The sequence below is a fragment of the Comamonas antarctica genome (assembly GCF_013363755.1).
Classification (GTDB): domain Bacteria; phylum Pseudomonadota; class Gammaproteobacteria; order Burkholderiales; family Burkholderiaceae_C; genus Comamonas; species Comamonas antarctica.
The window spans coordinates 2,541,153-2,553,724 of the sequence record NZ_CP054840.1 but is presented as its reverse complement, the minus strand read 5'-3'; the positions used below and the strand labels follow the sequence as shown (position 1 = coordinate 2,553,724).

The window sequence follows — 12,572 nt, the reverse complement described above, 5'->3', positions numbered from 1 at the left end:
TGATAGACACGACGAACGAAACGCAAAAAGGTATCAGCGGCCGGAGGCAAACGGCTCCACGGTGACCCAGTAGCTGCTGCGCTGGCGCAGCTGCACCGGCAGCGTTTCGGCCAGCAATTGCAGGCTGCGTTCTCGCGCCAGCGCGGGGAAGGTGCCCGAGATGCGCAGGTCGGCAACATCGGGGTGGCAGCGCAGGAAGCCGGGGTGGTAGCGGTCCAGCTCGGCAATCAGATCACTCAGCCGCATGCGGCGCGCCACGACCATGCCCTGCGTCCAGGCCTCGTCGCCGACGCCGGCATGGGCTTGCGCCCGGCCCGGGCCGCTGGCGCCGAACTCCAGCCGCTGCCCGGCATCGACGCGCGCACGTTGCCCGTGGCCCGTGACTTCCACCGCACCCTCGAACACCACGACGCGGCTGGCCTCATCGCCGTGCGCGCGCCGCACCGAGAAACGCGTGCCTATGGGACGCACGCTGCCATCCTGCGTCACGACGCGCAGCGGCCTGGGCACGGGGGACGGGTCGGGCGCGCTGGTCACCAGGATCTCGCCACCCAGCAGCCGTATCGTGCGCGCGCCGGTGTTGAAGTCCACCGCGATCTCGGTGTCGGTGTTGAGCAGCAAGCGCGTGCCGTCGGCCAGCGTGACCGGCCGCTGTTCGCCGGTGGCGCTGCGAAAGCGCTCTCCATCAATGCGCAGTTGTTGCCAGCCCAGCCAGCCCGCGGCCGGCAGCAGCGGCAGCCACAGCATGCGCAGCAGATGGCGGCGGCGCGCCGCGGTTCGTTCCAGCGTGGCGCGCAGCGGCCCGCCGGGCAGGGCGCGCAGATCGCCCAGCAAGGCCTCGGCGCGCTGCCAGGCGCGGCCATGCGCGGGGCTCGTCGTGCGCCAGCATTCAATGGCCTCCCAGTCGCGCGGCCCGGCATCGCCCTCATGCAGCCGGGTGAGCCACTCTGCGGCCTCGCGCAGGATGATGGGATCGATGGGCGGCTCGGCGCCGGCCGTGACGGCGCTGCTCATGCCGCGCTCAGGCAGGCGAGAAATGCCTGGCCCATATGGCGTTTGACGGTGGGCAGCGAGATGCCTTGCTGCGCGGCAATGTCGGCGTAGACCATGCCGTCGAGCTGCGAGTTGAGAAAGATGCGGCGCGTGAGCGCGGGCAGGGCGGCCAGGCAGGCGTCGATGCGCAGCAGGGTTTCCATGATCAGCAACTGCGCTTCGGGCGATGGCGCGAGCGCCTCGGGCTGGGCGGCCAGCGCATCCAGGTAGGCACGCTCGAGTTCCGCGCGCCGCCAGTGGTCCGCCATCAGATTGCGTGCAATGGTGGTGAGATAGGCGCGCGGCTCGCGCCAGGCGCTGGTGTCCGCGGCCTGGCGCGCGCTCAGCACGCGCACGAAGGTGTCTTGCGCCAGATCGGCCGCGCGTTCGCCACACCCCAGGCGCCGGCGCAGCCAGGCGCGCAGCCAGCCGTGGTGGTCGCTGTAGAGGGCGTGAACATCTTGCCGCAAGGCCGTACCGGCATCAGACATGGCAGTTGTGCGAATGAGAAGGGTTCTCATTCTATGTGAAGTGCCGGCAATTGCGTCAGGCCGGTGGCGCAGGACCTTACGGGAAACCTTACCAAACCGTCATGTGGAGTTCACACCGTGCGCGTAGGACCATTCCTATAGTCGGTAACAAATCACCTGGCGCAGTCCGTCCATGGCCTGCGTTGTTAACAAGAAAGCCGAGATATGCGTCGTTACCCACTTCCTGCTGCGCCTCACTGGCTGCAGCGCCACCGCGCCGCGGTATTGCTGGCCAGCGCGCTGTGCGCGGTGCCGGCCTTTGCGCAGAAGATCGCCGCCGTGCAGGTTGCCCCCGCGGCGCTGCGCATGCTCGAGATCGCACCCGTGCAGGCGCCGCAGGCCAACCAGTGGCTCTGGTCGCCCGCGCGCCTCGAGTATCCCTCGGGTCAGCTCGACAGCGTGGTCTCGCCCGCGCAGGCGCGGGTCACCGCCATCCATGTGCAGCCGGGGCAATCCGTCAAGGCCGGCGCGCCGCTGGCGACGCTGGTGAGCGCCGATGCGCTGCGCATGCGCCATGAAGTGAGCGCCGCCCAGCTGGCCTCCGACACCAGCCGCGCCGAACTGCAGCGCCAGCAGGACATGGTGGCGCGCGGCGTGGGCACCGAAACCGAACTGCGCGTGGCCCAGGCCCGCGCCAAGGAAACCGCGCAGGAGCTGGCGCGCGCACGCGGCACCGCGGCGCTGCTGGGCTCCGACGGCGGCGACCGCATCGTGCTGCGCGCTCCGCACGCGGGCGTCGTTGCCCAGCACCAGGTCAGCATGGGCCAGCTGGCCGAGGCCGGCGCGGTGCTGTTTGCCATCGGCAACCCGCAGGCGCTGGGCGTGGTCGCGGAAGTGTTCGAGGGCGACCTGGCACAGCTCAAGACCGGCGCCGCTGCGCAGGTCGAACTGCCGACGCGTTCGGCCCCGGTCGCGGCCAAGGTGCAGCAGATCGGCGCGGTGGTGAATGCCGAGTCGCGCCGCGCGCCGGTGCAACTGGCGCTGACCGACAAGGATCTGCCCGAGGGCCTGCGTGCCGGCATGCAGGCGCGCGTGGGCATTGCCGTGGAGCGCTCGGCCGAGATGCGCGTGCCGATCGGCGCGGTGCTGATCCAGGGCGAGAACCGCAGCGTGGTGTTCGTGCAGACCGGCGAGCATGCGTTCGAGGCCCGCACGGTGAAACTGGGCGCGCCGGTGCGCGGCTGGGTGCCGGTGATCTCCTGCCTCAAGAGCGGCGAGCGCATCGTGGTGCGCGGCGCGCTGCTGCTCGATGGCGCCGCGAGCCAGATGCTCTGAGGAATGGAATAGAGCATGTTGCGCGCATTGATTGATTTCGCCGTCCATCGGCGGCTGGTGGTGCTGTGCGCCACCGTTTTTATTGCCATCTACGGCATCTACTCGTACCTGCACACCGCGATCGAAGCCTACCCGGATGTGACCAACGTCCAGGTGGGCATCATCGCGCAGGCCCCGGGCCTCGCGCCCGAGGAAGTCGAGCGCCAGATCACCCAGCCGCTCGAGCGCGAGCTCAACGGCACGCCGGGCCTGGTCTCGCTGCGCTCGGAAAGCTACTTCGGCCTGTCGATGGTCAACATGGTCTTCGACGACCATGCCAACAGCTTCACGGCGCGCGCCGAAGTCGCGCAGCGCCTGCCCCAGGCGGACCTGCCGAACGGCGTGACGCCCGAGATGGCGCCCGACTACACGCCGCTGGGCAAGATCTATTACTACCGCCTTCGCAGCGACCGCCACACGCTGGACCAGCTGCGCACCGAGCAGGAGTGGCACATCGTGCGCACGCTCAAGCAGGTGCAGGGCGTGGCCGACGTGGTGAGCATCGGCGGCTTCGTCAAGGAGTACCACGTCGAAGTCGACCCGGACAAGCTCTATCGCCTGGGCCTGTCGCTGGCCGATGTGACCGAGGCGCTGGAGAAGTCCAACCGCAACGTCGGCGGCGGCCTGATGCGCCGCGGCGAGCAGTCGTTCATCATCCGCGGCATCGGCCTGCTGCGCTCGCCCCAGGAGATCAAGGGCGTGGTGGTGCAGCTGCGCGGCGGCGCGCCGATCACCATCGGCGACGTGGCCAGCGTGATCCAGTCGCATACGCCGCGCCAGGGCTCGGTCGGCATGGACGCCGAGAACGACGTGGTGCAGGGCGTGGTGCTGCTCAAGCGCGGCGAGAACCCTTCGGTGGTGCTCGACGGCCTGCACGAGAAGGTCGACCAGCTGAACAACGGCCTGCTGCCCGAAGGCATGCACATGGACGTCACCTACGACCGCTCTGACCTGGTGGGCCACACGCTGGCCACGGTGCAGCACAACCTGCTGTTCGGCGCGGGCCTGATCATCGGCGTGCTGTGGCTGGTGCTGCGCAGCCTGCGCGGCTCGCTGATCGTCGCCACGGTGATTCCGCTGTCGCTGCTGGTGGCCTTCATCGGCCTGCACTGGCTGGGCATGCCCGCCAACCTGATCTCCATGGGCGCGATCGACTTCGGCATCATGGTCGACGGGGCGGTGGTGCTGGCGGAGAACATCATCCGCAATGCACGCCTGCGCAAGCCGCAAAACCAGCGCGAGATGCGCGCCATCATCATCGATTCGACGATTGCCGTGGCCAAGCCGACGCTGTTCGCCATGGCCATCGTGATCGCCGCGCTGATCCCGGTGTTCTCGCTGCAGAGCATCGAGGGCCGCATCTTCCGCCCGCTGGCGATGACCTACAGCTTCGCGCTGCTGGGCGCGCTGGTGTTCGCGATGGGCCTGGTGCCCGCGCTGTGCGCACTGCTGCTCAAGCCCAAGCATGTCATGAAGCCCGAGCCCGAGCTGTTCGAGCGCATGGACCATGGCTACCAGAACTGGATCGGCCGCACGCTGGACCGCATTGCCAGCCAGCGCGTGGTGGTGATCGGCGCCATCGCCATCCTGGTCGTCGCCGGGCTGTCGGCAACCAAGCTGGGCACCGAGTTCCTGCCCCAGCTCGATGAGGGCGACGCCTACGTGCTGGTGCAGATGCCGCCGTCGATCTCGCTGGAGAAGGGCCAGGAGGTGCTGGCCGAGGTGCGCCACATCCTGGGCCAGTTCCCTGAAGTGACATCGGTCAGCAGCGAGCAGGGCCGGCCCGAATCGGGCACGGACAACGAGACGCTGAACATGGCCAAGGTGCTGATCCGCCTGAAGTCGCCCAAGGAATGGAGCAAGGGCCTGACCAAGCCCGAGCTGATCGAGCAGATGCGCGCGCAGCTGAACGTGATTCCCGGCGTGGCCTTCAACTTCTCGCAGCCGATCCGCGACAGCGTCGAGGAATCGACGTCCGGCGCGCGCGGCCAGGTCGTGCTCAAGGTGTTCGGCCCCGAGATCGAGCAGCTGCGCGCCATCCTGATGCAGACCATGGAGCAGGTGCGCCCGATCGAAGGCGTGGTGGACCTGGACCTGTACCGCGATGCCCCCGCGCCGCAGCTGCACGTCGAGTTCGACCGCATCGCGCTGGCACGCCAGGGCATTGCCATGGAAACCGCGCAGAAGACGCTGGAGCTGGCGCTGGCTGGCGAACTCGCCACCACGCTGTGGGAAGGCGAGCATCCGGTGCCGGTGCGCGTGCGCCTGCCCTACGTCAACCGCATGGATGAAGCCAGCATGCGCGAGATCGCGATCCCCACGCCCAACGGCGGCTCGGTGCCGCTGCACTCGGTCGGCCAGATCAGCGTGAAGATCGGCAATGCCTCGATCTTCCGCGAGAACAACAGCCGCTACATGGCGCTGAAGTTCAACGTCGAGAACCGCGATATCGGCTCGGTGGTCAAGGACACGCTGGCGGCCTTCAAGGCCAACGTCAAGGTGCCCGAAGGCTACCAGGCGGTCTGGGGCGGCGAGTGGGAGAACCAGCAGCGCGCCTCGCAGCGCCTGCAGGTGGTGGTGCCGCTGTCGCTGCTGATCGTGTTCGGCCTGCTGTTCGGCGCGCTGGGCCAGGCGCGCAGCTCCTGCGTGATCCTGCTGTGCGCGCCGTTCGTGATGGTTGGCGGCATCGCCGCGCTGCACCTCACCGGCATCGAGCTGTCGATCAGCGCCGCCATCGGCTTCATCGCGCTGCTGGGCCAGGTCGCGCTGGCCGGCCTGCTGGTGATCTCGGCGGTGGAGACGCTGCGCCGCGAGGGCCTGCCGCTCAAGCAGGCGCTGGTGCAGGGCACGGCCGAGCGCATGCGCTCGGTGCTGCTGGTCGCCACGCTGGCGCTGCTGGGCCTGCTGCCGATGGCGCTGTCCACGGGCGTGGGCAGCGAGACCCAGCGCCCCTTTGCCTCGGTGATCGTCGGCGGCATGCTGGTGCTGCCGGTGGTTGCGCTCGTGCTGCTGCCCGTGCTCTATGCCTGGCTCGGCCCCAAGACCTTGAAGAAACCGGATGAGTTGGATGAAAGCCATTAAGTCTATTGCGGCCGCCGTGGCGGTCCTCTGCGCCGGCGCCTGCCTGGCTGCCGCCCCGGCGGCAGCGGCTCCTGCGGCGCAAGCTCCCGCCGCTGCCGCGCCGGCCGCGCCGGCCTCCGCGCTGCCCGCGTCGCTGGGCCTGGTCGAATACCTGGCGCTGGTGCGCAGCTACCACCCGACGCTGCGCGCCATGCCGCTGCGCCAGCGCATGGAACAGGCCGACGTGCAGACCGCGTCGACCTGGGCCAATCCCAGCGTGCACTACTCGCGCAAGCCCGAGGAAAAGGAGTGGGGCGTGGAGCAGCCGCTGCCGATCTTCGGCCAGATCGGCATGCGCAAGGAAGCGGCCCAGCTCGCGGGCGCGACCGGCGAGGCCGAACGTGCGGCCCAGGTCCAGGAGATCATGAGCGAAGCCGCGCAGCGCTTTGCGCAGCTGCTGCTCGAACAGCAGAAGCTGGCGGCGAAGGAGCAGGCCATGGCGCAGCTCGACCAGGCCGTGAAGATCGTGCAGGGGCAGATCCAGCTGGGTGCGCGCAGCCGCTACGATGGCACGCGCGTGGACCTGCAGCGCGCGCAGATGCAGGTGCAGCTCGAGCAGCAGCAGGCGCAGACGCTGGCTGCGCGCGCCGCGCTGGCGCAGCTGGTGGCGCTGCCGAACTGGTCGCCCGAAGCCGTGGGCAGCCTGCTGCCCGCGCCGCTCGCCCAGGAGCAGAATTTCGATGCGATGTGGCTGCAGGCGCAGCCGCGGCTGCCGGCGCTGCAGGCCGCGCATGCCAAGGTGGTGCAGGCCGAGCAGTTCACGCGCCAGCAGGCGCGCGAAGCCTTGCCCACGCCCACCGTGGGCGTCACGCGCGTGCGCGGCCGCCAGGAGAGCTATGGCTACAACCAGCTCGTGGTTTCGGTCGAACTGCCGCTCTTCGACCGCAAGCAGGGTCCCATTGAACGCGCGCGCCTCGAACACGCGCAGGCCTTGCTCGAAGAAGACGCCGCGCAGTTGCAGGCACGCCAGCAGCTGCAGCAGGCGCTGCGCCAGCGCGACCTGCTGCGCAAGTCGCTGCAGGCCTTCGAGTCGCGCGGCCTGAGCCAGCTCGCGCCGCTGCGCCAGATGGCGCAGGATTCCTATCGCCTGGGCCAGAGCTCCATCATGGAGTGGCTCGACGCGATGGAATCGGTCTCCACGCACCAGCAGGAGTATCTGGACCTGACGCTGCAGATGTGGCAAGCCGAATGGCAGCTCGATGCGGCGCGCGGCCAGCTGCCCCTGACCGATGGGGTCGTGGGCACGGGCTGCGTGGCGCCGGCCTGTTTATAGTGCGAGGTCCTGCTTCAGCCGTTGTTCCGCCCATGCCGCGCTTTCTCATCATCGAAGACGATACCCAGAACGCCCGTTTCCTGGCCGAAGGCATGCGCGAGCTGCAGGCCGAGGTCTGCGTCTGCGCCGACGGCGTGCAGGGGCTGACCCAGGCCGTGACGGGCCACTGGGATGCGATCGTGCTGGACCGCATGCTGCCCGACGGCTTCGACGGCCTGAAGATCCTGCAGGCGCTGCGCGGCATGGGCAACACCACGCCGGTGCTGGTGCTGAGCGCGCTGTCGGCCACTGATGAGCGCGTGCGCTGCCTCAAGGCCGGCTGCGACGACTACCTGACCAAGCCGTTCGCGTTCTCCGAGCTGCAGGCGCGCCTCGAGGCGCTGCTGCGCCGAGTGCAGTCGGCGGCGCCGGCGCCGGTGCTCGAGGTCGGCGACCTGCGCCTCGACCTGCTGAGCCGCCATGCCGAGCGCGCCGGGCGCACGCTGATGCTGCAGCCGCGCGAGTTCCGGCTGCTCGCGTTTCTCGCGCGCCATGTCGACCAGACCGTCACGCGCACCATGCTGCTCGAATCGGTCTGGGACTACCGCTTCGATCCGCAGACGAATGTGATCGACGTGCACATCAGCCGGCTGCGCAACAAGGTCGACAAGGGCTTCGAGCAGCCGCTGATCCACACCGTGCGCGGTGTCGGCTACTGCCTGTCCACGCAGACGCCCGCGCCATGAAGGCGGTGACATCGGCCGGGCGCGCCTGGAGCTCGATGGCGTTTCGCCTGGCGCTGGTCTACGGCGGCCTGCTGCTGCTGACGCTGATCGTGGTGCTGACCATCTTCTATGTGCAGATGGTCTCGGTGTTCAGCCACCGCATCGACCAGGAGGCCAAGCTGGACCTGCAGCGCCTGCAGCAGCACGCGCTGCAGTATGGCGAGGATTCGCTGCGCCGCGAGATCGACCGCATGCTCAGCGATGGCGTCGACACCCAGACCGAGATCGCCATCCTGACCGATGCGGCCAACAACTACCTGGCCGGCAATGCGCGCATCCTGCCGCGGCGCACGCTCAGCACCTTCGGGCTGCGCGAGCTTCGTCTCGAGCGCCACGGCCGCGCAATGACCGGCCGCGTGGCCGTGGCCCAGCTGCCCAGCGGCAACCTGCTGATCGTCGGCCGCGACCTGGACGCGCTCGAGGACATTGAACAGCGCTTCATGAGCGCCAGCCTCACGGCGGTAGTGATCGTGCTGATCCTGGCGCTGTCGGGCAGCGTGGCGTTTCGCCGCCTGGTCGACGACCGCGCCGCGAGCATCCGCCACACCATGCTGCAAGTGGCCAACGGCGACCTGGGCCAGCGCATTCCGCTGACCGAGGGCAACGATGAATTCACCCAGCTGGGCCGCGACATCAACCGCATGCTCGAGCAGATCGAGCAGCTGATGGACGGCGTGCGCCATGTCTCCAACACCATTGCGCACAACCTGCGCACGCCGCTCACGCGCGTGCTGCTGCAGCTGCGCACCGCGCGCCACCTCGGCGGGCAGGAGCAGCAGCGCCTGCTCGAGCATCTGGAGCAGGAAGTGCAGGGCCTCGGCACGGTGTTCGACAAGCTGCTGCAGATCGCCGAGCTTGAATCGGGCATGCGGCGCCAGGAATTCACGGTGGTCGACATCCCCGGCCTGCTGGCCGACATCGCCGACCTGTATGCGCCCGTGGCCGAAGAAACCGGCTGCCGCCTTGAAGTCGCCGTCGACGGCCATCCCTGCGCGCTGGGGGACGGCGACCTGCTGGCCAATGCGCTGGCCAACCTGGTGGAAAACGCGCTCAAGTACGCGTGTTCCGAAGAGGGCGGCCAGATCCGCATCATGGCCTGGCAGCAGGGCGATGTGGTCGAGCTGCGCCTGCAGGACAACGGCCCGGGCGTGCCGCCGCAGCGCCTGCCCCACCTCACCGACCGCTTCTACCGGGCGCACGAGCAGCAGCCCGGCCACGGCCTCGGCCTGTCGAGCGTGCAGGCCATCGTGCAGCTGCACAACGGCACGCTGCAGTTCGCCAATCTCGATCCGGGTTTCGAGGTGCTGCTGCGCCTGCCAGCGGCCGCGGGCGCGGAGCGCCTCGCGCAAGTCACGCTCCCAGCATCCGCCAGCTTCTGAGCCTCGCAGCCGCGCGCGTGCGCCAGCGGGCCCTTGAAGGCGCAGCTGCGACTGCCGGCTCCTGCATCGCGGGCGCAGGGCGGCATTGCCAGGCGGCGCTGGCGTCCAGCGCCGTCAGCTGTATCCAGACCGCCGACGGCGCGCGCCAGCTCTGGCCGGCGCGCAACTGCAGCCGCACCCCGGCCACGTGATCGATACCGGCCAGCGCCGAGCTGCACAGGTGCAGCGTGCCGGCGGCGCAGAACAGTTCGTCGCCCGCGGCAAGCGCGCGCGTGAGGGTCTGGCCGGCGGCCAGGCGGGCAGAGGATGGGGCAGGGGTGAAGGAGCTCATGGGAACACGCGAACGCAGGCTGTTATGGTCCGCCAAGCGTATGCCGTGGCTGCTTTGCGCAACAGGCACAGCGGTGGGCATGCAGCACCGCAGCAGCAGCGATTCGCATCCTCTGTTATGGTCCGATTCCGGTCCATCTGTATCTGTTGCGCAACAGTGCGCAGGCGCATGATGGTGTGCCCATCTCCGCCCGCGATTTCCTCCATGCTGCTGCCCACTGCTTCCTCCCCCGACAAGGCCCTGCCGCTGTACCAGCGCATTGCCGCCGATTACGCCCACGCCATGGCCATGGGAACGCTGCAGGCCGGCGAGCGCATGCCTTCCGTGCGCGCGCTGATGCAGCGCCATGCCGTGAGCCTGTCCACGGCCCTGCAGATGCTGCGCCATCTCGAAGCCGGTGGCCACCTGGAGGCGCGCCAGCGCGTTGGCTACTTCGTGCGCAACGCCGAGGACCGCGCGCTCGCGCCGCCGCGCGAACCCGACCTGAGCCAGCCCGTCGAAGGGCTGGATCCGGCGCATTTCATTGGCATCAACGCGCATATCTCGCTGCTGCTCGAGCAGGGCCGGCAGGCGCATGTGCACACCGATATCGGCGGCTGCACGCCGCCGCCCGGGCTGTTCGACCACCAGGCGCTGAATCGCGTGGCCACCCGGCTGCTGCGCGAGGATCCCACCCTGCTGGTGCAGGGCCGCTCGCTGCTGGCCAATCAGGGCAACCACCCGGACTTCCAGCAGACGATGGCGCGGCACGCGCTCGCGTCGGGCATCCGCATCGCGCCCGCCGACGTGCTGTCGACCACCGGCAACTCCGAAGCCGTGAGCCTGGCGCTGGCCGCGGTGTGCGCGCCCGGCGACATGGTGGCCGTGGAGTCGCCCACCTACTACGGCCTGCTGCAGGTCGTCGAGTCGCTGCAGCTGCAGACGCTGGAGATACCCTGCAGCCCGCGCACCGGCATGTCGATCGAGGCGCTGGAACTGGCCTTCCAGACCCAGCCGCGGCTCAAGGCCGTGGTGGTGGTGCCGGAGCTGCAGATGCCGCTGGGCGCGCGCATGCCCGACGCACACAAGGCACGTCTGGTGGCGCTGTGCGCGGCGCATGGCGCGGCGCTGATCGAGGACGATTCCTATGGGCTGTTCGTCGAAAGCGAGCAGCCGGTCAGGGCGCTCAAGGCCTGGGACGGCACGGGCCAGGTGATCTACTGCCAGGCCTTCAACAAAAGCCTCGCGCCCGGGCTGCGCCAGGGCTGGATGAACGGCGGGCGCTGGCATGGCCGCGTGCAGATGCTCAAGTTCGCGCAAAGCCGCAATACGCAGACGCTGGCGCAGCGCCTGGTCGCCGAAGTACTGGGCTCGCCCATGCACCAGCGCAGCCTGGCGCGGCTCAAGCAGCAGCTGCGCGCGCAGCGCGAAGGCATGGCGCGGCTGGTGGCGCGCCACTTCCCCGTGGGCACGCGGCTGAGCCTGCCGCCCGGGGGCCTGTGCCTGTGGCTGGAACTGCCCGAAGGCTTCTCCAGCGCCGCGCTGTTCACGACCGCACTGGCCCAGGGCATCCGCATCGCGCCCGGCAGCATGTTCTCGAACTCGGGACGCTACGAGCACTGCCTGCGCCTGGCCTGCACGCATCCGGTGACACCGGCGCTGGAGGAGGTGTGCCGCACGCTGGGGGCGATGGCGTGCGTGCAGCTGGGGCAGGGCGTGCGGGCGTAGGAAGTTCCGTTCGTACTGAGCCTGTCGAAGTACGTCTTTACGCCAGTCTTTGCTCTATGCCCAACGCTGCATTGTTTTCATGAGCCCAGGCCGTCCATGGTTCGACGGGCCCGCCGAGAGAGGTTCACCACGAACGGGTTTTTGCCGCTCGTACTGAGCTTGGCTCCCGTTCGTACTGAGCCTGCTTCCCGTTCGTACTGAGCCTGTCGAAGTACGTCCTCACCCCCGGTTCTTCAACAGTGCCGACCCGCTGCTCGTCATCGCCAGCTCATGCGTGGTCTGCAGCAGCGCGGGCCCCAGGGCCTCCATGCGTTCCTCGGTCAAGCGCATCAGCGGGCCCGCAATGGTCACCACACCGATGACCGGGCCGTTGCCGCGGCGGATCGGCGCGGCCATGGCGCTCATGCCCGGCGCGAAGACTTCGACGATGCGGCTGAAACCATTGTTGCGCGTGTTTTCCAGGTGGGCCAGCAGCGCCTTCACGGTGGTGGGCGCGTTGGGGCCGAAGTCCGCAGGTTGGCCGAAGCCCTGGCGCGAGACCAGGGCCAGCGCCTGTTCGTCGCTCATGGTGGCCAGCCAGGCGTGGCCCGCGGCGCTGCAGGACAGGTTGACCGACAGGCCCATGTCGGGGTCGTAGCGCAGGCCGCGCAGCGCGCCCTGGGCCTTGGCGACAAAGGTCAATTCGTCGCCATCGACCACGCCCAGGCGCACCAGCTCGCCCGACTCCGCGGCGAGATGGTCGAGCAGCGGCTGGGCGATGTCGACGATGCCGCTGGCGCTCAGGAAGCCCAGCCCCAGCGAGACCAGCTTGATGGTCAGCATGTAGTTGCCCTGGCTGTGCTCCTGGCGCACGTAGCCGCAGCGGCTCAGCTCCGCGAGCAGGCGGTGGGTGGCGCTCAGCGGCATGTCGAGTTCCGCGGCCAGGCTCGAGATGGCTTTGCCTTCGGGATGGATGGCGAGATGTTCGAGGACTTTGAAACTGCGTTCCAGGATGTTGCTCATGGCAAGGACTTTCGGTCAGGGCAGGCAGGCGCCATGCCCATCTTTGTACGAGAAATGCGAATGAAATGATAAAGGGTTTCTACTGTGGAATCAGTTTCCACTTTTTAATTACCATCCGTA

General features: G+C 68.8%; 10 protein-coding genes. 6 read left to right on the top strand and 4 right to left on the bottom strand.

Going from position 1 to position 12,572, the window contains the following annotated elements:
- Window positions 1-33: 33 nt before the first annotated feature.
- Complete coding sequence (locus HUK68_RS11895; protein WP_175504338.1) at window positions 34-1,014, bottom strand: FecR domain-containing protein; 981 nt, start codon at window positions 1,012-1,014, stop codon at window positions 34-36.
- The gene (locus HUK68_RS11890) at window positions 1,011-1,523 is read right to left on the bottom strand and encodes a sigma-70 family RNA polymerase sigma factor (protein WP_175504337.1); all 513 of its coding nucleotides are present in this window, start codon (window positions 1,521-1,523) and stop codon (window positions 1,011-1,013) included. The genes HUK68_RS11895 and HUK68_RS11890 overlap by 4 nt, the downstream gene beginning before the upstream one ends.
- A gap of 204 nt (window positions 1,524-1,727) precedes the next feature.
- Here HUK68_RS11890 and HUK68_RS11885 point away from each other — a divergent pair, with 204 nt between their 5' ends.
- The 5 genes from HUK68_RS11885 to HUK68_RS11865 are packed head-to-tail and all read left to right on the top strand — an operon-like array spanning window position 1,728 to window position 9,412.
- The gene (locus HUK68_RS11885) at window positions 1,728-2,837 is read left to right on the top strand and encodes an efflux RND transporter periplasmic adaptor subunit (RefSeq protein ID WP_175504336.1); all 1,110 of its coding nucleotides are present in this window, start codon (window positions 1,728-1,730) and stop codon (window positions 2,835-2,837) included.
- A gap of 15 nt (window positions 2,838-2,852) precedes the next feature.
- A complete protein-coding gene (locus tag HUK68_RS11880; RefSeq protein WP_175504335.1) occupies window positions 2,853-5,957 on the top strand; it encodes an efflux RND transporter permease subunit in 3,105 nt (1,034 codons plus the stop codon).
- Window positions 5,944-7,269 carry a TolC family protein gene (locus HUK68_RS11875; RefSeq protein ID WP_175504334.1) on the top strand — a complete coding sequence of 442 codons (1,326 nt, stop codon included), beginning with the start codon at window positions 5,944-5,946 and terminating at the stop codon, window positions 7,267-7,269. The genes HUK68_RS11880 and HUK68_RS11875 overlap by 14 nt, the downstream gene beginning before the upstream one ends.
- A gap of 32 nt (window positions 7,270-7,301) precedes the next feature.
- A complete protein-coding gene (locus tag HUK68_RS11870; RefSeq protein WP_175504333.1) occupies window positions 7,302-7,994 on the top strand; it encodes a response regulator transcription factor in 693 nt (230 codons plus the stop codon).
- Window positions 7,991-9,412: a sensor histidine kinase gene (locus HUK68_RS11865; protein ID WP_175504332.1), complete on the top strand. Its 1,422-nt coding sequence runs from the start codon at window positions 7,991-7,993 to the stop codon at window positions 9,410-9,412. Before HUK68_RS11870 ends, HUK68_RS11865 begins: the two co-directional genes overlap by 4 nt.
- Here the strand turns inward: HUK68_RS11865 and HUK68_RS11860 are convergent.
- Entirely contained in the window at window positions 9,384-9,743 is a 360-nt protein-coding gene (locus HUK68_RS11860; protein WP_175504331.1) for a hypothetical protein, read from the bottom strand. The genes HUK68_RS11865 and HUK68_RS11860 overlap by 29 nt on opposite strands.
- A gap of 204 nt (window positions 9,744-9,947) precedes the next feature.
- Here HUK68_RS11860 and HUK68_RS11855 point away from each other — a divergent pair, with 204 nt between their 5' ends.
- A complete protein-coding gene (locus HUK68_RS11855) occupies window positions 9,948-11,450 on the top strand; it encodes an aminotransferase-like domain-containing protein (protein ID WP_175504330.1) in 1,503 nt (500 codons plus the stop codon).
- A 219-nt stretch (window positions 11,451-11,669) separates the two neighbouring features.
- On the opposite strand, the gene HUK68_RS11850 is transcribed toward HUK68_RS11855, so the two are convergent.
- The gene (locus tag HUK68_RS11850) at window positions 11,670-12,452 is read right to left on the bottom strand and encodes an IclR family transcriptional regulator (protein ID WP_175504329.1); all 783 of its coding nucleotides are present in this window, start codon (window positions 12,450-12,452) and stop codon (window positions 11,670-11,672) included.
- Window positions 12,453-12,572 lie beyond the last annotated feature (120 nt).